General features: G+C 63.2%; 17 protein-coding genes, 1 tRNA gene and 3 pseudogenes. 9 read left to right on the top strand and 12 right to left on the bottom strand.

Going from position 1 to position 23794, the window contains the following annotated elements:
* Window positions 1-60: 60 nt before the first annotated feature.
* Window positions 61-2025: a glycoside hydrolase family 97 protein gene (locus ACCQ00_RS16210; protein WP_372353983.1), complete on the bottom strand. Its 1965-nt coding sequence runs from the start codon at window positions 2023-2025 to the stop codon at window positions 61-63.
* 218 nt (window positions 2026-2243) lie between these two features.
* Between ACCQ00_RS16210 and ACCQ00_RS16205 the strand changes: the two genes are divergently transcribed.
* Both ACCQ00_RS16205 and ACCQ00_RS16200 read left to right on the top strand, forming a co-directional pair.
* Entirely contained in the window at window positions 2244-5714 is a 3471-nt protein-coding gene (locus tag ACCQ00_RS16205) for a glycosyl hydrolase 2 galactose-binding domain-containing protein (protein WP_372353982.1), read from the top strand.
* A gap of 141 nt (window positions 5715-5855) precedes the next feature.
* Window positions 5856-8792: pseudogene (locus ACCQ00_RS16200) on the top strand (TonB-dependent receptor).
* 363 nt (window positions 8793-9155) lie between these two features.
* Here the strand turns inward: ACCQ00_RS16200 and ACCQ00_RS16195 are convergent.
* From ACCQ00_RS16195 to ACCQ00_RS16170, 6 genes are all read right to left on the bottom strand, one after another.
* Window positions 9156-10208: a LacI family DNA-binding transcriptional regulator gene (locus tag ACCQ00_RS16195; protein WP_039583627.1), complete on the bottom strand. Its 1053-nt coding sequence runs from the start codon at window positions 10206-10208 to the stop codon at window positions 9156-9158.
* A 355-nt stretch (window positions 10209-10563) separates the two neighbouring features.
* Entirely contained in the window at window positions 10564-11982 is a 1419-nt protein-coding gene (locus ACCQ00_RS16190) for a M28 family peptidase (RefSeq protein WP_017160431.1), read from the bottom strand.
* A 123-nt stretch (window positions 11983-12105) separates the two neighbouring features.
* Window positions 12106-12537 carry a large-conductance mechanosensitive channel protein MscL gene (mscL, locus tag ACCQ00_RS16185; RefSeq protein WP_372353981.1) on the bottom strand — a complete coding sequence of 144 codons (432 nt, stop codon included), beginning with the start codon at window positions 12535-12537 and terminating at the stop codon, window positions 12106-12108.
* A gap of 60 nt (window positions 12538-12597) precedes the next feature.
* On the bottom strand, window positions 12598-13311 hold the full coding sequence (locus tag ACCQ00_RS16180; protein WP_039573626.1) for a fumarylacetoacetate hydrolase family protein: 714 nt from the start codon (window positions 13309-13311) through the stop codon (window positions 12598-12600).
* Window positions 13312-13342: 31 nt separating this feature from the next.
* Window positions 13343-13666 (bottom strand): hypothetical protein, encoded by a 324-nt coding sequence (locus tag ACCQ00_RS16175; RefSeq protein WP_046736039.1) that lies wholly within the window; start codon window positions 13664-13666, stop codon window positions 13343-13345.
* Window positions 13667-13775: 109 nt separating this feature from the next.
* A complete protein-coding gene (locus tag ACCQ00_RS16170; protein ID WP_017155446.1) occupies window positions 13776-14051 on the bottom strand; it encodes a hypothetical protein in 276 nt (91 codons plus the stop codon).
* A gap of 265 nt (window positions 14052-14316) precedes the next feature.
* Between ACCQ00_RS16170 and ACCQ00_RS16165 the strand changes: the two genes are divergently transcribed.
* Window positions 14317-14658 (top strand): Rieske (2Fe-2S) protein, encoded by a 342-nt coding sequence (locus ACCQ00_RS16165; RefSeq protein WP_039573622.1) that lies wholly within the window; start codon window positions 14317-14319, stop codon window positions 14656-14658.
* A 59-nt stretch (window positions 14659-14717) separates the two neighbouring features.
* On the opposite strand, the gene ACCQ00_RS16160 is transcribed toward ACCQ00_RS16165, so the two are convergent.
* From ACCQ00_RS16160 to thiS, 4 genes are all read right to left on the bottom strand, one after another.
* Window positions 14718-16580, bottom strand: a complete 1863-nt coding sequence (locus tag ACCQ00_RS16160) for an SLC13 family permease (RefSeq protein WP_005914542.1) — start codon at window positions 16578-16580, stop codon at window positions 14718-14720.
* A 77-nt stretch (window positions 16581-16657) separates the two neighbouring features.
* Window positions 16658-17416 (bottom strand): tRNA (guanosine(46)-N7)-methyltransferase TrmB, encoded by a 759-nt coding sequence (gene trmB / locus ACCQ00_RS16155; RefSeq protein WP_025982204.1) that lies wholly within the window; start codon window positions 17414-17416, stop codon window positions 16658-16660.
* Between the two features lie 250 nt (window positions 17417-17666).
* The gene (locus ACCQ00_RS16150; RefSeq protein WP_033473827.1) at window positions 17667-18461 is read right to left on the bottom strand and encodes a thiazole synthase; all 795 of its coding nucleotides are present in this window, start codon (window positions 18459-18461) and stop codon (window positions 17667-17669) included.
* Window positions 18462-18510: 49 nt separating this feature from the next.
* Entirely contained in the window at window positions 18511-18711 is a 201-nt protein-coding gene (gene thiS / locus ACCQ00_RS16145; protein WP_017155443.1) for a sulfur carrier protein ThiS, read from the bottom strand.
* A gap of 187 nt (window positions 18712-18898) precedes the next feature.
* Here thiS and ACCQ00_RS16140 point away from each other — a divergent pair, with 187 nt between their 5' ends.
* From ACCQ00_RS16140 to ACCQ00_RS16120, 5 genes and pseudogenes are all read left to right on the top strand, one after another.
* Entirely contained in the window at window positions 18899-20683 is a 1785-nt protein-coding gene (locus ACCQ00_RS16140) for an autotransporter domain-containing esterase (protein ID WP_014090904.1), read from the top strand.
* Window positions 20684-20801: 118 nt separating this feature from the next.
* Window positions 20802-20875: transfer RNA gene (locus ACCQ00_RS16135), tRNA-Gly, on the top strand.
* Window positions 20876-21126: 251 nt separating this feature from the next.
* Window positions 21127-22353 carry a site-specific integrase gene (locus ACCQ00_RS16130; RefSeq protein ID WP_080950267.1) on the top strand — a complete coding sequence of 409 codons (1227 nt, stop codon included), beginning with the start codon at window positions 21127-21129 and terminating at the stop codon, window positions 22351-22353.
* 140 nt (window positions 22354-22493) lie between these two features.
* Window positions 22494-22649, top strand: a pseudogene (locus ACCQ00_RS16125) (site-specific integrase); the annotation flags it as partial.
* Entirely contained in the window at window positions 22646-23209 is a 564-nt protein-coding gene (locus ACCQ00_RS16120) for a hypothetical protein (RefSeq protein ID WP_039575883.1), read from the top strand. The pseudogene ACCQ00_RS16125 and the gene ACCQ00_RS16120, both read left to right, overlap by 4 nt.
* 1 nt (window position 23210) lies before the next feature.
* Here the strand turns inward: ACCQ00_RS16120 and ACCQ00_RS16115 are convergent, their stop codons facing one another.
* Window positions 23211-23414, bottom strand: coding sequence for a hypothetical protein (locus ACCQ00_RS16115; RefSeq protein WP_157926033.1), 204 nt, complete (start codon window positions 23412-23414; stop codon window positions 23211-23213).
* A 262-nt stretch (window positions 23415-23676) separates the two neighbouring features.
* Between ACCQ00_RS16115 and ACCQ00_RS16110 the strand changes: the two are divergent.
* Window positions 23677-23760, top strand: a pseudogene (locus ACCQ00_RS16110) (histone-like nucleoid-structuring protein); the annotation flags it as partial.
* Between the last annotated feature and the right edge of the window lie 34 nt (window positions 23761-23794).

The following is a 23794-nucleotide window of genomic DNA, read 5'->3' as shown; positions in this document are numbered from 1 at the left end:
ACCAAGCGCCTGCGCGTACCGCGAAGGTGCGTGAGGCACTTCGTCCTGAGATGGCGGCCGTTACTTTCTCTGCAGCCTGATCGCCGCGCCGCCATTTGCCGCCAAGTTCAGCTGCAAGGTGTCGTTGCGGGTGAGTGTGCGGGTGTCGATGCGCACGTCCGTCGGCGCCTGTCCATCGGCGTAGATGGTGGCTGTCCAGTTGCCCTTGCCCAAGAACGATAACGGCACCTCCATCGTGCGCGCCTGCTCGTTGGTCATTGCACCCACATACCAGTCCTTGCCGCTACGCCGCGCCAGCGCGATGTGCTCGCCGATGGCGCCATCCAGCGCGCGCGTCTCGTCCCAGCTTGCCGGCACATCACGCAAGAACTGCGCGGCAGGTACGTTTTCGTATTGCTCGGGACTGTCGGCCACCACCGCAAACGGACTCTCGTAGACCACGTACATCGCCAATTGCTGCGCGCGTGTGGTCATCACCTGCGGCCCGACGTGTTGTGGCTTGAACTCGGCCGGACGGACATTGCGGAAGCCGCCAGGCGTGTAATCCATCGGCCCGAGCAACATGCGCGTAAACGGCAGGGTGAGGTTGTGGGTTGCGGTGATGCGCGCGCTCCACTTGTTGTACTCGGCGCCGAGCACGCCCTCCTGGGTGAGGTAGTTCGGATAGGTGCGGGTCAGCCCGGTCGGGTGATACGCACCGTGCAGATCCACCAGCAGCCTGTGCTCGGCAGCCTTGCTCAGAAGACGATGATAGAAGTCCACCATCTGCTGATCGTCGCGGTCCATGAAATCGACCTTGATGCCCTTGATGCCCAGCTGCTGGTACCAGGTGAGCGCTTGGTCCATGTGCGCATCGAGCGCGCGCCAGTGCGCCCACAGCCACAACCCGACATCGCGCTTGCGTGCGTAGTTCACCAAGCCAGGCAGATCGAGTTGCTCGACCGGGCGGAGAATGTCTGCATCGGCGTTGTACTGGCCATCGCCGGTGCTGCCGTAATGCCAGCCGTCGTCGATCAGCATGTATTGCAGCTTCAACTGCTGCGCATGGTCGATATAACGCTGGACGGTGGCGGTATTCATTCCCGGGTTCGCCACCCCGCTGGCCAGACTGCCCGACCACCAATCCCACGCCGATTTGCCCGCGCGCACCCAACTCGCATCGAAGGCGGGCGGCGGATTCAGCGCGGAAATCAGGTTGGATTCGATCAGGCTTGCGGGATTGTCGGCCAGCATGATGACGCGCCACGGCGTGGCGAAATCGCGGCCCTTGGCATCGATGCTGACCGCCACCGTGGGGTCGTCCAGGCGTGGCGACAGTTTTGCCGACACGCCCAGGCCGCCATCGGAACGACCGGTGAGATACAACCCGGCGTAATCGCGCAGATTCGCTTCGCCGATCGCAAGCGTGGTGCCGCCGGCGTCGGTCTGGCACACCAGCGGTAACTCGATCAAATTGTGGGCACGCAATTTCGATGCGGCGATGGCATCGTATTCGCCCTCGTGACTGGTTCCGAAGCGGCCCAGATTCAAGTTCCAACAGCGGTAATCGCGCGGGAACGCGAAGCTGGTGAGTTCGTCGCGAATGCGCACCTGGCCCGTATCCGGCAGGACGTAACGCAGTGCAACGCCGTCGTCATACGCACGCAGTTCGATGCCGAGCTTGCGATGTTGCGTATCGGTCAGTTGCACGCGCAGTGCTCGATAGTGGTCGCGTGCCTGTCGCGTCTTTCCGACCGGCAAGGTGAAGCGGCTGTCGTGCAGTTCGGTCGTGCTGCCTTGCAGCGTCATGTCACGGCCGAGCTTGTTGCCTCGGCCCAGATCCAGCCCGAGCGGTGCATCGTCGAGCACCAATGTGTTGCGATACAGCACGCGATAGCTGGGCACGCCATCGGCGCGCAGCGTGAATTCCACTTGCATGCGTGCATCGGGCGATTGCACGCGCAAGCTCTGTGCTGCAGCGGGTGCAGCGATCAAACACAGCAATGCACATGCCGCCGGGACTGCGGACTGGATCAGGTTTCGCATGATTCCCTCCTCCTGGGATTGCCAACCCTAACCCAGAAAGGTTGTTGTCGATATCCAGCTGGGGTAACGTTACCTCGCACCATGGCCGCTGAAACAGGGGCGGCAGCCACGGGCGGCATCACGGAGGTCATGACGCAGAACGTCTGCACGACGGGTTGCCGATTGCATCGAAGCGGTGTGCACCGTTGCGTGGCAGTAGAGCTTGGGAGAGGCCTCTAATGCTGATGGTTCGCAGGGCGTTCCGCCGCGGAGCGCTGTGGTTGTTGTGTGCTTGCATGGGTTGCACTGCAGTGGAGGCAGCGCCAGCCGACGATCCGCCCGGTCCGTATGACGTGCGCGTGCTTGCCGGTGGCGTTGCGCTGACCAAGAAACTCGCCGCCCAGACGCCGTGGTTGTCTGCCGATGCGGACTGGAGCGTCTTCGGATGGGTGCGCCCATCACGTTCGATCACAGGTCCCGCGTTGATAGCGGGCATCGGCGATCCGCAAGGGGCCGGCCGCTATTTCGTGATCGATGGCGGCACGCTCGGTTTTGCGCAGGGCGCCGACAATGTTCTGCGCAGTACGCAGGCCTTGCATGCGGACAACTGGACGCAAGTGGCCGCAGTTGCCCAGGGCGAACGCCTGACCCTGTACGCCAACGGCCGCAAGGTCGCCAGCGGTCGTGTGCAGCGGGCGGCCGTCGCGCCGACGCTGGTATTCGGTCCACGCCAGCAAGCTGCGGCGTATACGCAGCACTTCGGCGGCGATATCGCGGGCTTTACCGCACAGGCGGGCGCGCTGGATGCACAGGCCATTGCACGGCTTGCCGCAAACGCGCCGGATCCGGCACTGCAACGCTTCGAAGACGCATCGCCAGGCTGGCGCGTGCAGACCAAGCAGATGGCCGGCCAGCTTGCGCCGCAGCCGGCTGCAACGCTGCCGCGCAGTAGCGCCGCGTTCTCGACGCCGGTTGCACAGCCAGTCCCGGATGCGCCTGCGCTGCAATCGCTGGATGCCGCATCCTGGCGTGTAGGTGCATGGCAACTGGCCGCAGCACCCGAGCTTGGTCAAGCGACCGGCGCCACGCTGTCGCGCCGCGATGACACGACCGGCAACGCGGCGTGGCGTGTGGCGACCGTGCCGGGCACCGTGCTCACCACGCTGGTCGACCGTGGCGTGCATCCGGATCCGGACATCGGCCTCAACAACATGGCCATTCCCGAAGCGCTGAGCCGTCAGGACTGGTGCTACCGCAGCAGTTTCGACCTGCCTGCCGCCGCGCAAGGCAAGCGTCTGGAGCTGTTGTTCAACGGCATCAACTATGCCGGCGATATTTGGGTCAACGGCGTGCAGGTCGGGCACACCCGCGGCGCATTCGCGCGCGGTCGTTTCGATGTCAGCAAGCAGCTCACGCCAGGTCGCAACGTCATTGCGGTACGGGTATCGCCGCCACCGCATCCTGGCATTGCGCACGAACAATCGATGAGCGCAGGCGTCGGCGAAAACGGTGGCATGCAGGCCTTGGATGGTCCGACCTTCATCGCCAGCGAGGGGTGGGACTGGATTCCCGCAGTGCGCGACCGCAATGCCGGTCTGTGGCAGGGCGTGCAGTTGCACGCCAGCGGACCGCTCGCACTTGGCGACATCCAGGTGGTGACCGCGCGCTTGGCGCCGGACCATCGACGCGCCGAACTGGAAATCAACGTGCCGCTGCGCAACGACACGCCTGCCGCAGTGCAGGGCAGCGTGCAGTTGGCCTTCGGCGATGTGACCATCCAGCGCCAGGTCACGGTGCCGGCCGGCGGCATTACGCTGAAGTTCACCGCAGGCGATACGCCGCAGTTGCGCATTCTCAACCCGCGGCTGTGGTGGCCTAACGGCTACGGGGAGCCTGCGCTGTACACGCTGCAGGCGGGCGTCGATGTGGCAGGCGCGCGCTCGGATGCGCAGCAGCTGCGCTTCGGTATTCGCGAGGTGACTTACGAACTTTCGTTATTCGACGACGATGGCGCATTGCGCCGTGTGCTGGTCGATCTCAACCAGGCCCGCCAGCGTGGCGAACGCATCGTCGATGTACGCCATGCGGCGATTCGGCCGGTACCCGGTGGTAACGCGCAGTCGCTGTATCCCGGTGCGCTGGGTTCGCCGGCAGTGCAACAGCTGGACGATTCCACGCTGGCCCCGCATCTGGTCATTCGCATCAACGGTGTGCGCATTGCGGTGAAGGGCGGTAACTGGGGCATGGACGATTGGCGCAAGCGCGTTTCGCGTGAGCGGCTGGAGCCGTACTTCCGCCTGCAGCGCGATGCGCATTTCAATGTGGTGCGCAACTGGGTCGGGCAGAACACCGAAGCAAGCTTCTTCGAGCTGGCCGACGAATACGGCATGTTGGTGCTCAACGATTTCTGGCAGTCCACGCAGAACTACAACATGGAGCCGGCCGACGCGGCGTTGTTCCTGGACAACGCGGCCGAGGTGATCAAGCGCTTCCGCAATCATCCGTCCATCGTGTTGTGGTTCGGGCGCAACGAAGGCGTGCCCGCCCCCATCCTGAATGAAGGCCTGGACAAGCTGGTCGCCGAACTCGACGGCACGCGCTGGTACACCGGCAGTTCCAACGAGATCAATTTGCAGGGCAGTGGGCCGTACAACTATCGCGAGCCGGTGGCGTACTTCAACAAGCTGGCGCAGGGTTTCTCGGTGGAGGTAGGCACGCCATCGTTCTCCACGCTGGAGTCGTTCAAGGCTTCAGTGCCGGCCGTTGGCGACCAATGGCCGATCAGCGATGCCTGGGCGTACCACGACTGGCATCAGTCCGGTAACGGCGATACCACGAGTTTCATGCGCACGCTGACCGACAAGCTGGGCGCACCGACCAGCCTGGCCGATTTCGAGCGCAAGGCCCAGCTGCTCAATTACGAAACCCACCGCGCCATCTTCGAAGGCTTCAACGCGCAGCTGTGGAGTAAGAATAGCGGTCGCCTGCTGTGGATGAGCCACCCGGCGTGGCCGAGCAACATGTGGCAGGTGTATAGCCATGACTACGACACCCACGCCGCGTATTACGGCGTGCGCAACGCCGCCGAGACGCTGCATGTGCAGATGAATCTGCCCGGGCACGAGGTGGTGGTGGTCAACAATGCTGCCACTGCGGTGCGTGGATTGCGTGTGCGTGCACAGGTGTACGCCAACGACGGCAGGCTGCTGCAACAGCGCGAACAGGCACTGGATGCCGCGGCGGTGGCGGTGTCGGCACCCGTGCTGCAGTTGGCACCGTTGCTGAAGGACACCAACGGGTTGGGCTTTGTGCGGCTGCAGTTGCTCGATCGCGATGCAGTGGTGCGCTCGCGCAACTTCTACTGGGTGGCGCGCGATGCTGTGGCGATGCGTGGGCTGGAGGCGCTCGCAAAGGTGCCGCTACAGCTCACCATGCAAGTGCAGCAGGGCAACGAGGAGGCCGTGCTGCGCGCCACCGTCCGCAACCCGTCGCAGCAGGTGGCCCTCAATACCAAGCTGACCCTGGTGGATGGACAAGGCCAGCGCATCCTGCCGGCCTATTACAGCGACAACTACCTCAGCCTGGTGCCAGGCGAAGAGCGCGTGGTGGAAATTCGCGGCCCGTCCGCTGCCACCTTGCGCAACGCCACGCTGCAATTGCGTGGCTGGAATGCCGAACCATCCACAGGCGTCGCCAACGGTTCTCCGTAGCGAGGTCTGCGTGTTGCCGCGCCGTGTCGTGCACGGCGCTTGCACTGACGCACCGCCTGGTGCCGTCAGCCAATACCGCATTGCCGTGCCGGCAATGTCAGTCGAACCGGTCGTGGAGTGTCGTCATCCCTGGGAGGGGACATGAACAAACTGCATTCGAATACCCGCCACACCCCATTGGCGGCCGCACTCGCGGCTGCGCTCACCCTGCTTGCCGGCGGCGCAAGCGCACAGGACACCGCCACCACTGCAGGCGTCACCGAACTGGACAAGGTAATGGTCAAGGGCGTGCGCGGCGCACAGGCCGAGGCCATCGAGAACAAGCGCAGCGCCGCGCAGATCATCGATTCGATTTCTGCCGAAGACATCGGCAAATTGCCCGACGTCACCATCACCGATTCCCTGCAGCGCGTGCCGGGCGTGCAGATCCGGCGCTCGGCCGGCGAAGGATCGCAGCTCAATATCCGTGGCATGCCGCAGGTGCAGACCACCATGAACGGTGAGCTGTACTTGAGTGCCGGTGGTGGCGATCAGTATGGCCAGCCGAACATCGGCCGCGCGCAGCCGGATTTCGTGGATATTCCGCCCACGCTGTTCAGTGGCGTGGATGTGATCAAGTCGCCCACTGCCGCCGATCTGGATGGTGGCATCAGCGGCACCGTCTCGCTGAAGACGCGGCGTCCGTTCGATCTGCCGGAAGGCTGGACTTTCAGCGGTCAGGCCGAAGGCTCGTATGGCGACCGCGTGCAGAAAGCCAACGCGTTGTATTCGGGATTGGCCAGTTTCCGTACCGCGCGTTGGGGCGCGTTGCTGGCGGTGTCGTATTCGGATGCCACGCTGGAAAACAAGCACCCCAGCGTGTATTCCAACGGCGCGCAGAAATCCACCGAACAGAATGTCGGCTTCGACTTCAACGGCGATGGACGTATCGGCAACAACACCGATCCGGGCAATTTGCCGCGTGACTATTTCTACAATTGGGTCGCCACCGAGCTGGATAACCGCAGCACCGATCGCCAGCGCACCGGCCTCAACGGCTCGTTCCAGTTCAACATCAACGATGCGTGGACGGTGCTGGCGGACGCCGCCTACACCAAGCTCGAAGACCACGACACCTCGGTAGCCGCGCAGTTGCATACCGGTTGGGCGACCAATCAGCTGCAGCCGGGGTCGGTCGTCGATCCCAACTGGGTGCTGGAGTACGGCAATTTTCGCTACAACCGCTTCCAGGCGCACTCGATGGCCGGGGTGGCTGATTCGGATGCGCTCAACACCAATCTGGAATTGCGCTACGACGACGGCGGGCCGTTCCGTGCCTCGTTCCGCTGGGTGCATGGCGATGCGCAGCGCACCTACGACGAAGCGCGTGCCGATGCAGTGGTGACACGCGGCGACCAGATTCCACGTGCCGGCGGCGTGACCCAGTGGGCCAACGTCAATGGCCTCCCCACGGTGGATGCATCGGTGGATTTCCGCGGCACCTATCCGGCGGTCAACCTGGCGACCGATGTGTCCAATCCAGACAACTGGCAGCTGATGTCCACCTGGGCGCAGGGCAACAAGATCGAGGCCAAGATGGATGCGTTCCGCGCCGATGGCACTTTCGAGTTCGACGAGGGCGTGGTGCGCGGCTTCCAGTTCGGTATTCGCTATGGCGAACGCGATTTCAAGCTCGATACCTATCGGTATCTGTCGCCGGTGTCGTCCAGCTGCGCCGACCCGAACCGTTCGCTGTACTACTACAAGGATCCGCTGATCGTGGATACCTGCAGCGGCGTGTCCGAGGCGCGCTTGCTGCCGTTCAATTCGATTCCCGGTTATTGGGCGTATTTCAACGACTTCGATCCGCTCAAGGTCACCGGCCTGGGTAGCCAGGGCCTGCCTGCAATCAACCCGCAGGCGATGAAAGACCCGGTCGCTTATCTCAATAGCCTGTATCCGGGCAACGTGGCGTATCAGCAGGCAGCCGATTCCTACCAGGTCACCGAAAAAACCAGCTCGGCCTATTTCATGGCCAACCTGGAAGGCGGTACCGGCACGCGCGTGCCGTGGACAGCCAACATCGGTGCACGCATCGTGCAGACCAAGCTGGCGATCGACCAGTACCTGAGCAGCGGCAACGTCTATATCGGCAATGTCGAATGGAATGGCGTCAGTCCTGCGATCGGCACCAACCGTCTGAATCGCCAGTACACCGATGTGCTGCCCAGCGCGAACCTGTCGCTGGACATCACCGATGCGCAGAAGCTGCGTTTCGCCTAAAACAAGGCGGTTGCGCGTCAGGACCTGCCCGATCTGGGCCGTGGTCTGGTGAGCTTCTACGCGGTGAATGGCACACCGCCGCGTAACCCGTCGCTACCATCGGATGCGGTGCTGTTCCTCAATGGCCGTTCGGGCAATCCGGATCTGGATCCGTACCGCGCCACCAACTACAACGCCTCGTGGGAATGGTATTTCGCCGACGCCTCGTTGATCAGCGTGGGTGCGTTCCTGATCGATGTGAAGTCGTTCCCCACCACCGTCACCAATATCGAGCCCTTGCCCGATGCCGATGGCGTCGTGCGCGCGGGTGGCCCGGTCGAGCGCATCGTCAATGGCGGCGGCGGCAAGATCAAGGGCTTCGAAATCGGCTACCAGCAGGCCTTCGATTTCCTGCCGGGCTGGCTGAGCGGCTTCGGGACCAACATCAACTACACCTTCTCCGATGCCGATACCGACAACACCGATATCGACGGCAACACGCTGCCGATCGGCGACAACTCCAAGCATCAGGCCAACGCGGTGCTGTGGTATCAGAAGGACAAGCTGCAGGCGCGCGTGGCCTACAACTGGCGCAGCAAGCGCTTCAGCCAGGTCAACAGTTCTGCATGGGGCGACGAGCTGGCGATCTGGAATGATGACGTCGGTTACCTGGACGCATCGTTGAGCTACGACGTCAACGATCACCTGACCTTGTACGCCCAGGCCACCAACCTGACTGGCGAAAGCGAACGCCGTTACGCGCAATGGACCAATCACTACTTCGACCAGAACATCTTCGAGCGTCGCTACTACGCGGGTCTGCGCTTGCGCTTTTGATGCCATGCACTGATGCAAGACGCTGCTGTGCGGCACGGTGTACGCGCGCCGTGCCGCACATGCGGTTCTCCTCGTTCCTCTCCAAGCGGTCATTGCGCGTTCTTCCCGTCGCCGTTTGATACGGCGCTGCAGTACGTTCGGCGGTGACGTCGAATACCCTCCCATTCGGCTACATCGTCGGGAAGCGATGTGGCCGTTTTTTGTGTGATTGCGTGGGCGTCTGCGCACTCATGCCGGCAGTTGAGTGCTACAACCGTCAGCCTGGGTGCTCATGAAGGGGCAGTCGGCGGCGACGGCGCAGCGTGCGCGCCGACTGATGGGTGGCATCGATGCCGAACCGGACGGTGATCGCCTGCTGCGGCGCTATGTCTTCGGCGGCCCTGCCGTCGAGCCGCGCTTGACCAGCGTGTACTTCATCACCTGATGCACGCCGGGTGCGGTGTCGCCCTTGCGGCGTTGACGGACCGCGTCGGCCAGCAGTGACACAGCAGCGCGCCCCATCGCGGTGACGGGTTGATGCACGGTGGTGAGTTCTGGCCAGATGGTGGTGGCCACCGGGGTATCGTCGAAGCCGGCGATGGAGACATCTTCGGGCACGCGCAAGCCCAGTCCGTGTGCGACCGCCACCGCTGCGGCCGCCATGTCGTCGTTGCTGCAGAAGATCGCGGTGGGTGGTCGCGGCTGCGCCAACAGGCCGCGCGCGGCGAGTAACCCGGAGTGATAGGTGAACAGGCCCTCGGCGATCAAACCCTCTGCGACCGCCACGCCGGCAGCGTGCAGGCTGTCGAGATAGCCGTTGGCGCGCAGCGCGCTCGGGGTGTGTTTCGGGTCGCCCTTGATCAACGCGATGCGACGATGCCCGAGCTCGATCAGGTGGTCGACGATGGCGCGTGCAGCCTGGTAGTCGTCGATCCGCACCGAGCTGATTTGCGCCATCGGTGCGCCGCTGGCCACCGCTACGACCGGAATGCCGCGCGCATCGAGTTCGGTGATGGTCTGGCGCGAGTCGCACAACGGCGGTGGCAGGATCACCCCATCGACCCCGGCTGCGAGCAGACGCTCGGTGGCCGCACGCTGGCTGCGGATGGCACCGCACTTTTCCACCATGACCTGGCTGCCGGTGAGGCTGCTTTGCTCGAGCAGGCCGAGCATGAATTGATTGAGATATGCCGCGCTCGGGTTGCTATACAGCACGCCGATACGCAGCAGCCCGCTGGTCCGCAACGAACGGCCGGCCAGATTGGGCCGGTAGCCCAATGCCTGTACCGAGGCCTCCACGCGCGCGCGCATCGCTTCGCCCACATGCGGGTGACGGTTGATCACACGCGAAGCGGTCATCGGCGAGACGCCGGCGTGTTTGGCGACATCCAACAACGTCGCCGCATTGTTCGCACTGCGTTGCCGCTTGACCACCATTGTGTGTGCTCATCCTGGAGTAAGAGCGAATGCGCGCGCTACCGGTTCGACGTGTAAAGCGACCACAAAAAGCAACCGACCAATCACCTTGTTCAGTACCGGCGAAGACTGCAGGTCGCCGCGGAAGACACCGCGCACGCACCGCCGCCAAGCCAGTAATGTCTGTCTAACCGGTGCGCCCCGCGCGCAGTGGCAGCCGCTTCATCGCAACTGCGCACTCGCCAGACGAACGCGCCGATTTGCGCAAGCAACAGCGCCAGGCATCGTGCAATTCCTGCATGCGCTTGGCGCTCGAAGATCGGCAAAGCATTGCCAGATCCGGCGTTCGGCGCATGCGCCGCATCGTCCTCGCCACTCACTCGCTCGGCGGTTGCACACTCTTGGCGCGGCTGCCGAAATCGCCATCGGCTTCTGCGGCGAGATACGCGAACACGGTGTAGGCGGCCACGTTCTGCGCGAGCGCCTTGGGGTCGATCTTGTCCAGCGTGTCGTCGGCGGTGTGGTGCAGGTCGAAGTAGTCGGTGCCATCCTGCGCCAGCCACCCCCAGGCGCCACCCTTGGCGGAAATCGGCCCGACATCCGGCCCGGGACCACCCTTGCTCGGTTCATACGCGATGCCCAATGGTGCCAGCACCTCGGCAATCTGCTTGGTCGCTGCACGCGAGTCTTCCGGTGCGGCAGCACCGGTGTTGAACGCGTAGATGCGCCCGGCGCCGAAGTCGCTTTCCGCGCCGATCTGGTGCAGTGCCATGTCCTTGGCATCGGTGCCGTGCGCGGCGGCATACGCCTTGCCGCCATACAGCCCTTGCTCTTCGTTGGCGAAGGCCACCACACGGATGCTGCGCTTGGGTGGCTGCTTGAGTTGCCCGATCAGGTGGCCTGCCGCCATGGTGATCGCCACGCCGGCGCCGTCGTCGATGGCGCCGGTGCCCAGATCCCACGAATCCAGATGTCCGCCGATCACCACCACTTCCTTGGGCTTGCTGCGCCCGGTGATCTCGCCGATCACGTTGTACGAGGTCGCCGTGCCGTCCCAGCCGCAATCCAGCGTCAGGCGCAGGCGCGTGCTGCCCAGCGCGGTGAGCCGCGCGAGCTGGTTGGCATCGGGCACCGACAGCGCTGCAGCCGGCACCGGGGTCAGGCCCTCATCGAAACGGGTGATGCCGGTATGCGGCACGCGGTGCGAATCGGTACCGGCCGAGCGCATGACAAATCCCACTGCACCCTTGCGTATCGCTTCGGACGGACCCTTGCTGCGCACGGCGCCGCCATTGCCGTAATCCTTGCCGTCGCGCGCCTTGACCATCTGGTAATCGACGAACGCGATCTTGCCGGCCAGCGAGCCGGCTGGCGCGGCCTGCAACGCAGCCAACGTATCGAAACGCACCACCTCGCCCTCGACAGTGCCGCCCGGGCTGCCGCCCAATGCGGTGATGGTCAGCGGCTGCGCATGCGCACCGAGCACGGCAGCGTGTTCGCTGCGACGCTCCCATTTGGGAAAGGTCACCGGCTCGGTCCATACCTTGTCAAAACCCAGCGAAGCGAATTTCGCCTTGGCCCAGGCCACCGCACGCGGGTCTGCTTCGCCACCGGCAATGCGCGGGCCCACTTCGGTGGTCAACGATTGGACCACCGCAAAGCCGGTGTTGTCGGCCAGCGCCTGCTCGCGTAACTGCGCTGCGGTACGCAATGCGCTGTCGGGGATGCTGGTCTGCGCGGCGAGCGCGCAGGAGCAGGCGAGTAGGGCACAGATGGCAACAGCGAGACGGCGCATGCAGGGCGGCTCCAACGACAAGGGGACCCCGAGCTTATCAGCGCAAGGTCCCCCGTCTGCGTGCGAAAGGTCATCCTTCTGCGCGAAGTTGCGCCACAGCCTGCATCAGTTGGTTGTGCCCGCTTACAGCGCGCCTGGCGGCTTGAGCGTGTCGTTCTTGAGCGCGTCGCGAATCTCGCGCAGCAACAGCACTTCTTCGCTCGGGCCCTTCGGGGCATCGGGCTTGCGATGGGTCACGCGGTTGATCAACTTGACCGCCAGGAAGATCGCGAAGGCGATGATCAGGAACTGCACGACGGTGTTGATGAAGTCGCCGTAGCCAATGGCAACGGCCGGGATTTCCTTGCCGGTGGCATCGACGCCGGCCGGCTTGAGTACCCACGCCAGGCGCGAAAAATCCACATTGCCGATGGCCCAACCGATCGGCGGCATGATGATCTTCTCCACCAGTGCGGTGACGATCTTGCCGAACGCCGCACCGATGACCACACCGACCGCCAGGTCGATGACATTGCCGCGCATTGCGAATTGCTTGAATTCGCTGACCATTCCCATAGTGCACTCCAACTGCGGTCGCGGACCAACTGCCGCAGCCCGATCGTAGCCGGCCCGATGTCAGCCGGCGATGATGCCGTGGCGCTCGGCGACGTTCTCCAGGCGCGCACTGAACTGGTCGCCCGGCAGCAACGGGCCGACGCCGGCCGGCGTGCCCATGAAGATCAGATCGCCCGCGCGCAGTGCATAGAGTTTGGACAACTCGTGCAGGATCTCCGGCACGTTCCAGATCATTTGATCCAGCAACGACTGCTGCCGCACCTGGCCGTTGACCTCCAGCGACAGATTCAGCGCCTCCAGCGCGCCGACTTCGCCGGCATGCACCAGCTCGCTGATCGGCGCGGAGTGATCGAAGCCCTTTGCGATATCCCACGGCAGGCCCTTGGCCTTGGCAGCGGCCTGCAGATCGCGACGGGTCAGATCCAGGCCCACGCCGTAGCCGTAGATCAACGCTTCTGCCTGTTCCACCGGCAACTCGCCGGCCGGCGCATCGCTGCCCAGCGCCACCACCAGTTCCACCTCATGGTGCAGTTCCTTGGTGCCGGGCGGGTAGGGAATGTGGTCGCCGTGGCCGACCACGATGGCATCGGCAGGCTTCATGAAAAAGGTCGGCTGGCCACGCTCGGCCTTGGAGGCGGGTGCGGTGGCGCCCATCTCGCGCGCGTGGTCGGCGAAGTTGCGCCCCACGCAGTAGATGCGGTGCACCGGAAAACTGCCGCCGCCCACCACTGGAATGCGCGGAACATCGGCGGCGGGAATCACATCGTGGGTCATGCACGCATCCTCAACATACGGGCACACGAGTCTAGCGGCTTGCCTGTGTACGACGGAACCGTGACGCTTGCATCCAGTGCACGACACGGCGGGGCTGGCAGCGCTGCAAGGCGTCAGCCAGCCGCATCGACGCGTGAATGGCCACGGGGGCAACCAGACGATTGCGGACCCACCACAGACCCTGCAGCGCGCCGCCGGCATTTGATGCGAGCGCAGTGCGCATTGATGCGGTGTCGACCAAAAGTGCGCGCAGGGCGATGAACTGGTGCTCGATGCAGCGATGTGCGTCTGACCCATCAGCGCAGCGCATCACCCGGCGCTGTGGCACTGCCCAGCCCGCGGCAAGCCAGCACACGCCACGTGTGGCTTGCTGGAATCAAATCATCATCGATGCGGGCGTCGACCACACCCGGCACCTGCTGCGCAGGCCGAGCCGGCGGCGCAGCCATGCAGTCAGCCAGGTGTCAGTGCGACAACGGCAATGCGGGCTTGCGCACCACGTGGTACTCGGCCTCGACCACGCGTGCCTGCTGCGGCGTGCGGCGGTTCGACTTGCTCAACAGCTTCCAGGCAATGCCGCCCAGGATCATTGCTGCGCCAACGAACACGCTGAAGAAAATCAGCACCGCAAGGATCACCAGGCCAGCCAGGCCGGCGGCAACGCGCACCAATGGGTGACGCGGCTTGCGCGGCGCAAACAGGTGATGGAAGTTGCCGAATTGGAAGATGCGTGCGGGCATGGCGGTGGGCTGCCGGGCAGGAAACGAGCGCGCAGTATCGTTGCGGTTTCATGTCATTGAGTGAAAAGTTCGTTAATTGAGGCGGCGATTTGCGAAGGCGATCACGTGCGGCATGCATGGATGGCGGCGCATAAGGCCGGTTGTGTCCGGTTGTCCGAGGAATCGCGTTGTCCGCGCTCACCAGGGGGCTGCCTGAGGCTGCCAGTGCTGCCCGGCCCGCATGCCACAATCCAGGCCTCATCGCCCATCGTTTCCGGTCGCCTGCATGTCGTTGCCATCGCCCACCACGCTTGCCACGTTGACGCAGATTCCCGACGCCGGGTTTCTGGAAGTCGAAGCACTCCTGGATAGCGGTACCGAATCGCTGGTGCTGTATCGCGAAGGCGCCCAGGTCCGTGCCTGGTTGAACATCTGCCCGCATGCCGGCCGCCGGCTGGACTGGGCGCCGGGGCAGTTCCTCAAGACCAAGGAAGGGCAATTGGTCTGCGCCGCGCACGGCGCGGCCTTCGAACTCAGTGGTGGCGAGTGCATCAGCGGGCCGTGTCGCGGCCAATCACTGTTTGCGGTGCCGGTGCGGGTCGACAATGAGCAGGTGCTGCTGGGGTAAGCGCCAGGGAACGATTGCCGAGGACGCTTTGTCAGCGGCCCGAAAAGCGCAACGCTGGATTAGCGCGCCGCCCACCAGAACATCAGGTTGATCATCGACACCATCACCACGATGTAGATCAGCGACAGCGGTGCGCCCACGCGCCACAACTCGCGCGGTTGATAATTGGCGGGGCCGGCCACCATCGAGATCACCGGGTTGGACGCGGTCATCAGATTGTTGGACGCCGACAACGCCACGATCAGCGCGAACGCGGTCGGGTTGCCGTTTGCGGCCAGCGCCAGATTCACCGCAATGGGCACCATCACGATGGTCGCACCCACATGGCTGATCACCAGCGAGAAGGCGGTGGTCAATAGCGCCAGGCTGATTTCCAGCGCCCACACCGGAATGCCTTCGGGCAGGCGGTCGATGGTGTGGCCGGCCACCCAGGCCGCGGTGCCGCTGCTGTCCATGGCCCAGCCCAGCGGAATCAGCCCGGCCATCATGAAGATGGTTTTCCAGTTGATCGATGCGTAGGCCTCGTCCATGCGCAGCACGCCGCTGACCAGCATGCAGGCCACGCCGGTCATCAGCGTCAGTGCCACCGGCAGGCGCGACGTCAGCGCAATCAGGATGGTAAAGGCGAAGATCGCCATCGCGATCTTGAACTTGTGCGGGCGCTGCTCGCCTTTTGGGAAGTCGGTCACCGGCACGAAATCGCGGCTTTCCGCCGCCTGCACCAGGTCCTGCCAGATGCTGTGGAAGACCAGCATGTCGCCGGCGCGCAGCGGCACGTTGCGCACGTCTTCGCGGATGACCTGCTTGTCGCGGTTGATCGCCAGCAGGCTGATGCCGGCCTGCTTGCGCAGGCGCAATTCGCCGGCGCTCTTGCCGATCAACCGGGAGTTCGGCGGAATCAACGCTTCGGAAATGCCGGCCAGGCTGGGATTGAACAAATCGCCCAGGTTGCGCAGGCGCGAGGACATGCGCAGGAACTGGTTTTGCGCAAAGTCGGCCACTTCCTGGCGCGGGCCCATCGCGCCGAGCACGCTGCCGACCCAGATACGCATATCGGCCGGCGGTGCCAGACGGGTGTCGTTACCGGTCTTGAGCGCAAGCAGCAACGGTGCATCGTGCAGGGCTTCGGCCTCGCCCAGGGTCATACCCACCAGTGGGCTCTCGGCAGTGACGGTCAGCTCGAACACATCGCCGTCGATGCCGTAGGTCTTGGCGAAATAGCTTTCGGTGCGCGAGGGCGTCACGCCTTCGTTGATCAGGCGTTCTTCTTCGATCAGCTTGCGGTCGCCGTAGAAGCGGAAGTACAGCAGTGCGGCGATCAGCAGCGCCACGCCGATCGGCAGCGGCGCGAACATCGTCAGCGGCTCGATGCTGGCCATACCTGAGGGCAGGTTGTTGTTGGCCGAGACCAGCAGGTCGTTGAGCAGGATCAGCGGCGAATTGCCCACCATGGTGAGCGCGCCGCCCATCACGATGGCAGCGGCGATCGGCAGCAACATGCGCTGCAAGGTGAGCCCGGTGCGTGCGGCCAGGCGCGAGGCGACCGGCAGGTACAACGCCATCACCGACGGGTTCTGCATGAACGACGAATTCAAGCCGGAAATGGCCAGCGTCATCATCATCAGGCGCTGCTCGCTGCCATGCGAACGCCGCAGCAACCAGGTAGCCAACCGGTTCAACGCACCGGTGCGCTCCAGCCCCGCGCCCAGGATGGTGGTGGCGATGATGCTCATCACCGCATTACCGGAGAAACCACCGAACAGTTCCTCCGGCGCCACCAGCCCGGTGACGCCCAACACCACCAGCACGATCAACGCCACCACGTCGGCGCGGATGCGCTCGAACAAAAACATCGCCATCGTGAAACCGACCAGCCCGAGGACGAGCTTCATGTCGTTGGTCAGCGTCAGCGCGGTGTCCATTGGGGGCCGGGATTCGTGATTCGGGAGTGGGGATTGGTTAAAAGCGCTGAAGCGTCTGGTTGCCGGGGATGCTGCTGTTACGAATCCCCAATCCCCACTCCCGAATCCCGGTCATACAGCAAATCCCACACGCCGTGCCCAAGCTTCTGGCCGCGCGTCTCGAAGTGGGTCTGCGGGCGCCAGGCCGGGCGTTCGACGTGGCCACGCGGGCCGGCGCGATTGACCAGGCCCGGGGTGGCATCGAGTATGTCCCACATCTGTTCGGCGTAATCGGCCCAGTCGGTGGCCGCGTGCAGGCGGCCGCCCTCGCGCAGCTTGCGCACCAGCAACTGCGCGAACGCCGGCTGGATCAGGCGACGCTTGTTATGCCGCTTCTTGTGCCAGGGGTCCGGAAAGTAGATGCGCACTTCGTCCAGCGCGCCATCGGCGATCTCGTGTTCCAGCACTTCCACCGCATCGTGGTGATACAGGCGCACATGCGTGCTGCCGTCTTCCTCCAGCGCGTTGAGCAGGCGGCCCACGCCGGGGGCATGCACCTCGATGCCGATGTAGTCGCGGCTCGGATCCTGCTGCGCGGCAAAGCGCAATGCAGCGCCATTGCCGAAGCCGATTTCCAGCACCTTGTGCGCATCGCGTCCGAAGGTGGCGGCCAGATCGCGCGGCGCACCGGTGTAGTCCAGCCCGAAGCGAGGCCACAGGTCGTCGAAGGCGCGCTGCTGCGCGGGGGTGAAACGGCCCTGGCGCAACACGAAGCTGCGCACTTGGCGGCGGCCTTCTTCGATGGTGAAAGGTTTGGGCGGCATCTTCGCGCCGTCGCTGGTGAAAGGATCAGTCATGAATTAAGTCATCGACGAAACGAACGCCCCTCTACCACCGGGGCGAGGAGGCACAGTTTGCGCGCCATGGGCGCGCGTGCCTGGGAGCGCCCGCGACGCAGGCGCGGGCCGGGGCGCGGAGCGGGGGTTGGGGTGAGGGTACGGCGTGACGGGGCGCTCACAGCAAAGCGCGATCTGGCGGCGGTCATATCCGGCACGCCGCACCACCAATCATTGCGCCTCGGCCGCAATGTCAATGCAGACCACCCACTCATCCAATCACACCATCCACCGGGCTCGACGCCGAGGCATAGCGCTTGCGCGGAATCCGCCCGGCCAGAAACGCCTCGCGGCCGGCTTCGATCGCCTTGCGCATCGCGCTGGCCATCAGGATCGGATCGCGCGCGCCGGCAATGGCGGTGTTCATCAGCACGCCGTCGCAGCCCAGCTCCATGGCAATTGCCGCATCCGAGGCGGTGCCCACGCCGGCATCGACGATGATCGGCACCTTGGCGTTTTCGATGATTTCCAACAGGTTGTACTTGTTCTGGATGCCCAGCCCCGAGCCGATCGGCGCGGCCAGCGGCATCACCGCCACGCAGCCGATCTCTTCCAGCCGCTTGGCCAGGATCGGGTCGTCGGAGGTGTAGACCATCACCTCGAAACCATCGGCGACCAGTTGTTCGGCAGCCTTGAGCGTCTGCACCACGTCCGGGTACAGCGTGCGCTCGTCACCCAGCACTTCCAGCTTGGTGAGGTTGTGGCCATCCAGCAATTCGCGCGCCAGCCGGCAAGTGCGTACCGCATCTTCGGCGGTGTAGCAGCCGGCGGTGTTGGGCAGCAGCGTGTAGCGATCCGGCGGCAGCACATCTAGCAGGCTGGGCGCGTTGGGGTCCTGGCCGATGTTCACCCGGCGAATGGCGACGGTGACGATTTCGGCCGCGGCGGCTTCGGTGGCCAGGCGGGTTTCGTCCAGGTCCTTGAACTTGCCGGTGCCGGTAAGCAGGCGCGAACGGTAGTGTTTGCCGGCGATGACCAGCGCATCAGAGGGGGCGGGATTCGTCATGCCGCAATTATCACCGATCGGGCGCGGATGCGCCGGCTTGCGCGGCGCATCAGCCGCCGCCCAGCGCATGCACGATTTCCACCACATCGCCCTCGCGTAGTAAGTGATCTGCATGCCGTCCGCGCGGCACGATTTCGCCATTGACCTCTACCGCAACGCGGCGTTGTGCTAGGCCTTCCTGCTCCAGCAGGGTGGCCAGCGGCAAATTGTCCGGAAGCGCGCGCGGGGTGCCGTTGAGTTGGATGTTCATGTCATCATTGTTGCATCGCGTGCCGCTCCGGCGCGCGTTTTTGCGTTATGCGGCAATGCAGCGTGAGCGCGGGCGGCGAGGGTGAAACCATGTGCCATTCGCCAGCGTACGTATGCACGCCGGCCCGGTCCCACTCACTCAAGCAGGCATTCCGATGGCTTCAACACTTCGCCCGATCCGCTCCCTGATGGCTATGGCCATCGCTATCGCGGCCGCCCCGGCCATGGCCGAGTCGGCCTTCGACCAGACCGTGTTCTTCGGCGACAGCCTCACCGACAGCGGTTATTACAACCCGCTGCTGCCGGCCGCTTCGCGCGCGGTCACCGGCAAGTTCACCACCAACCCGGGTTGGGTGTGGGCCGAATATGTCGGCGACCATTTCGGCACCAATGCCGCGCCCAACGGCAACGGCCAGACCGGCGACAACTACGCTGCCGGCGGTGCGCGCATCCAGGCCAGCTCGGTCAGCGCACTCGGCGCTGCACCGTCGGTAACCAGCCAGATCAACACCTACCTCACCGCCAATGGCGGCCGCGCCAACCCCAATGCGCTGTACACCGTGTGGGGCGGCGCCAACGACCTGCTCGCCGCGTCGCTCGCCCCGGCACAGGCGCAGGCCATCATCGGCAGCGCGGTGACCGCCCAGGTCGGTGCCGTGGCCACCTTGCAGAATGCCGGCGCGCGTTACGTCATGGTGCCGACCATTCCGGACGTCGGCCTCACCCCGCGCTTCCGCGCCGGCGGCGCCGTGGGAATGGCGCAAGGCACCGCTGCGGCTACCGCCTACAACACCGCCTTGTTCAATGGCCTGCAGTCCGCCGGCCTGCGCGTGATTCCGGTCGACACCTTCCACATGCTGCAGGAAATCGTCGCCAACCCGGGCACCTATGGCTTCAGCAATGTCACCAGCACCGCCTGCAACCCGGCCGTGCCGCTGCCTGCCTGTAACCCGACCAGCCTGGTCGCCGCCAATGCGCAGAACACCTATGTGTTCGCCGATGGCATTCACCCGACCACGGCGGTGCACCAGATCCTGGGCGAATACGCCATCTCGTTGCTGGAAGCGCCGCGTCTGCAGCAGGTGCTGACGCATTCGGCGCAGGCTGGCGGCCGCGCGCGCGCCGACCAGGTGGCCTGGCATCTGGACGGCAAGCCCGACGCCGATGGCATGCGTTGGTGGGGCAGCGTGCGTGGCGACATGCAGCGCTACGACCACGCCGACCTGTACGACGGCATGGCCCCGGCCGGCTTGTTCGGCGTGGATTGGACTGCAGGCGACCTGGTGTTCGGTGGCTTTGCCGGTTTCGGCCGCATGGACGCCGACTTCGGCAACCGCAACGGCAGCTTCAAGCAGGACGACACCACGCTGGGCGGCTTCTTCGGCTGGTATACCGGCCCGGTGTGGGTCAATGCCCAGGTCAGCTATAGCTGGCTGAGCTACGACGTGGACCGCGAAGTCCAGCTTGGGCCAGCGACCCGCGTGCACAGCGGCTCCCCCGACGGCAGCAACCTTACCGCCGCCCTCAACGCCGGGTATTCGCTGGGCGAAGGCAACCTCAAGTACGGCCCGGTGGCCGGCCTGACCTGGCAGAAGATCAAGCTCGACGGCTATACGGAAAGCAACGACAGCGCCACCGCGCTGGGCTACGCCAACCAGGACATCGATTCGCTGGTCGGCCGCGTCGGCTTCCAGGTGCGTCTGGACGGTGCCATGGTCAAGCCGTACCTGCAGGCAACCTACGACCACGAGTTCAAGGACGGCGGCGAAGCCAGCGCCTGGCTGCAGTCGATGCCCGAAGTGGGCATGTACACCGTCCCGGGGCAGAACTTCGATCGCAATTACGCCACCGTCGTGCTGGGTGCCCGTACCGGGCTGTGGGGCCTGCAGAGCAACATCGGCCTGAGCACCACCACGGCCCAGCGCAGCGCCCGCGACGCCACCTTGTTCGTGAACTTCAGCGGCAACTTCTGAGGCGCGGTAGGCCGCAGTTAGCTCACACGCAACACACGAGGGCCGGGCAACCGGCCCTCGTCTTATCGGCGCACATTGCGCCGGACACCTGCACCCGCATAAACTCTGCCAGCGCCATGCGGGCGTAGCTCAATGGTAGAGCTGTAGCTTCCCAAGCTACTGACGTGGGTTCGATTCCCATCGCCCGCTCCAGTCTTGCGATGTTCCGCGCTAAGCTCTTGATTGTGCTGATTATTTCGCTTGGTTGAAGACCGCCTCGAACGACCTCCCAAGGTATCGTTTGAGGTATCGTTTTGCCAAAGCCCCTCTTGCTGCATCGGCCGTCAGGCCTCTACGTGCGATTCTTGGTTCCTGTTGATTTGCGGGGGCAGGTCGGCTCGCGTTTTTTGGTTCGTCCTCTCCATCTTCGCCCCGGCGATACTGCGCGTCTGGTGTCTGCCTACATGGGGATGGCACTATCGAACGCGTTCCAAGCGTTGAGGCAGGGGAAGCCGGTGGATCTGGACGAAGTGCTGCGGCGCATCCGAGAGCAAGGACTGCGCGAACTCACATTGACCGATGTGATGCTGCCTAATGGCACGCGTCTGGGCAAGGCCCAGATCGACACGCCCGAGGACGCAGCGCTGTTTGCTGAGTTGTTGCGTGAGCCTGCCTCCGAGCTTGCCGCACCTGCCAAGCCAAGCGGGTGGCGCACCGGGAAGGCCAAGGCGTCTGGCCCGCTGCTGTCCAAAGCGATTGCGGATCACTTGGGGGACTTGGGTCGCGCGAAGCTCCACAGCAAGACAGTGCTTGAAAGCCGCCACTCATTGCGTTTGTTTGCTGGTGCGGTGGGGCAAGACTTGGCAGTGTCCGAATTGACGGCAGACCATGTGCGGGCATTTTTCGATGTCGTGCGGTGGTGGCCGTCGAATGCGACCAAGCGAGCGCCCTACAAGGACCTTGCGGTCATGGACGTGGTCGCCCTTGCCCAAGCCAATCAAGTTCCGGAGCCAGCCGCCTGGACGGTTGCCAAGCACCGTCAGCGCTTATCGGTGTTCTTGGTGTCGCTGGTGTCGGCAGGGCTTCTGGGAAGCAATCCGTTGGCCGGTATCCGTGCGATTTCGACGCCTGACGCAGACGACACGGGTGAGCCCTTCACCGATGACCAGTTGAAGGCCATCTTCGATCCGGTGGCTTTTCCTGCGTGGGCCAAGAAGTATCCGCACAGGTGGTTCGGTCCGATGCTTGGGCTTTACTCAGGGGCTCGTGTTAACGAGATCGCGCAGCTTCGGGTGGAGGACATCGACACGATCGATGGTGTGCCGGGCTTCTTCGTGCGACAGGGTGGGAAGGGGCAGAGCGTCAAGAACAAGAACAGTCGCCGTTTTGTGCCGTTGGCCAAGCCGGTGATCGATGCCGGTTTTCTTGTCTACATCGATGAAGTGCGCCAAGCGGGGCACACGCAAATCTTTCCGCATCTACCCAATAGCACCGGACTGGGCTTTGGTCGACAGTTGAGCCGACAGTTTTCGGTCTACATTAAACGCCAAGGGATCACGGCGAAGGGGCAAGGCTTTCATGGCTTTCGCCACACCGTTGCTTCGCGTTTGGATGAGGCGGGTGTATCGGCCTCAGCCATTGCGGCAATCACAGGTCATGCGCGGGGGCAGGGCGTGTTAGGGAACCTCTGAACAAAGCCCTGGACCGCGAGCAAATTGGGAATTTCGGTTGATCGTGGCGATTTCCAGTACTTGAAATCAAGCACTTGCACGAGATGGCAATTGCCCCGGCTCTCAATCGTAAGCTCGCGAAATAGTTGTTCAGAGCTTCCTTAGAGAAGTTTTATATCGATCGACGGACTTTGCCCGATCGTGTGGCGACGTTGGCACGCTTTATTGTTCCGACGAGGCTTCCTGATTACATTGCAGGTCAGTTCTATGCTGCTTTTAAAACTTCTAATTCAAGAACTGTGGGAGTTAACAAGTGAGCGGTGAAAAAATAAGTCCGACCGATAATGAGAGAGTCACGATCCAATCAGTGATAAAAGATTCGGGCGGGGTTCTCATAGTTAGGATAGATGTCTACGACAGGACGGGGCGCGTGGCGTCGAGTCAGCCCGTTGGCAGGTTTCGCGTCATATCGAAGAGTGGGATCAATCCTTCCGTCTATAAAACTTTTGACTCGGCTACCGAGGCGTGGGGTTGGATGGATGCTATTGACAGAAATGGAGTCTCAGAAGGGGCAGGCATCAATGAGGATTTTCTGAATTCTGCTTACGAAAGCGAACAGGTCAAGGAAGGTTTTGAAGATAAGAATTTTATCGGCGGAGAGGTCAATATTCTTAGGCGTCCTTTGGATGATTTGGAGGACGCGGACTATGCGCTAAGTCAATCTCAGTTTAAGAATAAATTTCTACTGTTGATCCCTGATGAAAATCTCTCTACTCTTCTTGGGTGTGAAATCAAAGAGGCGCTTATGAATATGTTGTCGCCGGAAGGAAATCCAGAGCCTGTTGTGAGTTCCGTCTTTAGGCGGAAGATGATTTAATTTATTCTTTAATTTGTCTAGGGACACGGGATATATCCTGATCCTTCCACTTGGGGACGCTCAGTGGGGCCCAGTGCAGTTCGTGCCTTTGCCAGTGACCAATACACAACTCGGTTGCCTTGTCGGCTTCCGCCTTGGCTTCTTCCGCTGATAGGCGGGTAAGTGCGGCAAGAAATGCCTTATTCCAAAATTGTTCAACTTTCATATGGATGGTGTCGATGAGGGTGGTTTGCTTTTTGTAATCGAATGATGGAGCATGTCAAGCCGTCGGTTCTATATAATTTATGTTTCAGTGGCGACGGGAATGCAATGTCATTTCGCCTAAAAAAAGCGTCAAGCGGCGTAAGACTTGCGGAACAATTTCAGTTATCGAGAACGCAAGTTGAGCTTGTGATCGAAAAGTAGGGCTTTACTGGGCTCGACTTTTTGCGAATAATTTACTAATCAATTGACTGGATAAATTTCGAATGAAGAACGCGTCTCTGAGTGCCCTTGCCGCTGCCAAGGAAAAATTGGCAGAAGAAATTCGTAAGTTGGAAGAGCAGGAAGCTCTGGTAATCCCCCCACTTTTAGCGGTCGCCAGAA

This window comes from Xanthomonas sp. NCPPB 3761 (genome assembly GCF_041475705.2).
GTDB lineage: Bacteria > Pseudomonadota > Gammaproteobacteria > Xanthomonadales > Xanthomonadaceae > Xanthomonas > Xanthomonas phaseoli.
The sequence above is the reverse complement of the archived record's forward strand: the minus strand, read 5'-3'. Positions and strand labels throughout refer to the sequence as shown.

What these genes read in the sequence shown, in the direction of transcription:
- ACCQ00_RS16210 (WP_372353983.1), bottom strand. Translation starts at nt 2,025, where the DNA reads ATGCGAAACCTGATCCAGTCCGCAGTCCCGGCGGCATGTGCATTGCTG.
- ACCQ00_RS16205 (WP_372353982.1), top strand. Translation starts at nt 2,244, where the DNA reads ATGCTGATGGTTCGCAGGGCGTTCCGCCGCGGAGCGCTGTGGTTGTTG.
- ACCQ00_RS16195 (WP_039583627.1), bottom strand. Translation starts at nt 10,208, where the DNA reads ATGGTGGTCAAGCGGCAACGCAGTGCGAACAATGCGGCGACGTTGTTG.
- ACCQ00_RS16190 (WP_017160431.1), bottom strand. Translation starts at nt 11,982, where the DNA reads ATGCGCCGTCTCGCTGTTGCCATCTGTGCCCTACTCGCCTGCTCCTGC.
- mscL (WP_372353981.1), bottom strand. Translation starts at nt 12,537, where the DNA reads ATGGGAATGGTCAGCGAATTCAAGCAATTCGCAATGCGCGGCAATGTC.
- ACCQ00_RS16180 (WP_039573626.1), bottom strand. Translation starts at nt 13,311, where the DNA reads ATGACCCACGATGTGATTCCCGCCGCCGATGTTCCGCGCATTCCAGTG.
- ACCQ00_RS16170 (WP_017155446.1), bottom strand. Translation starts at nt 14,051, where the DNA reads ATGCCCGCACGCATCTTCCAATTCGGCAACTTCCATCACCTGTTTGCG.
- ACCQ00_RS16165 (WP_039573622.1), top strand. Translation starts at nt 14,317, where the DNA reads ATGTCGTTGCCATCGCCCACCACGCTTGCCACGTTGACGCAGATTCCC.
- ACCQ00_RS16160 (WP_005914542.1), bottom strand. Translation starts at nt 16,580, where the DNA reads ATGGACACCGCGCTGACGCTGACCAACGACATGAAGCTCGTCCTCGGG.
- trmB (WP_025982204.1), bottom strand. Translation starts at nt 17,416, where the DNA reads ATGACTGATCCTTTCACCAGCGACGGCGCGAAGATGCCGCCCAAACCT.
- ACCQ00_RS16150 (WP_033473827.1), bottom strand. Translation starts at nt 18,461, where the DNA reads ATGACGAATCCCGCCCCCTCTGATGCGCTGGTCATCGCCGGCAAACAC.
- thiS (WP_017155443.1), bottom strand. Translation starts at nt 18,711, where the DNA reads ATGAACATCCAACTCAACGGCACCCCGCGCGCGCTTCCGGACAATTTG.
- ACCQ00_RS16140 (WP_014090904.1), top strand. Translation starts at nt 18,899, where the DNA reads ATGGCTATGGCCATCGCTATCGCGGCCGCCCCGGCCATGGCCGAGTCG.
- ACCQ00_RS16130 (WP_080950267.1), top strand. Translation starts at nt 21,127, where the DNA reads ATGGGGATGGCACTATCGAACGCGTTCCAAGCGTTGAGGCAGGGGAAG.
- ACCQ00_RS16115 (WP_157926033.1), bottom strand. Translation starts at nt 23,414, where the DNA reads ATGAAAGTTGAACAATTTTGGAATAAGGCATTTCTTGCCGCACTTACC.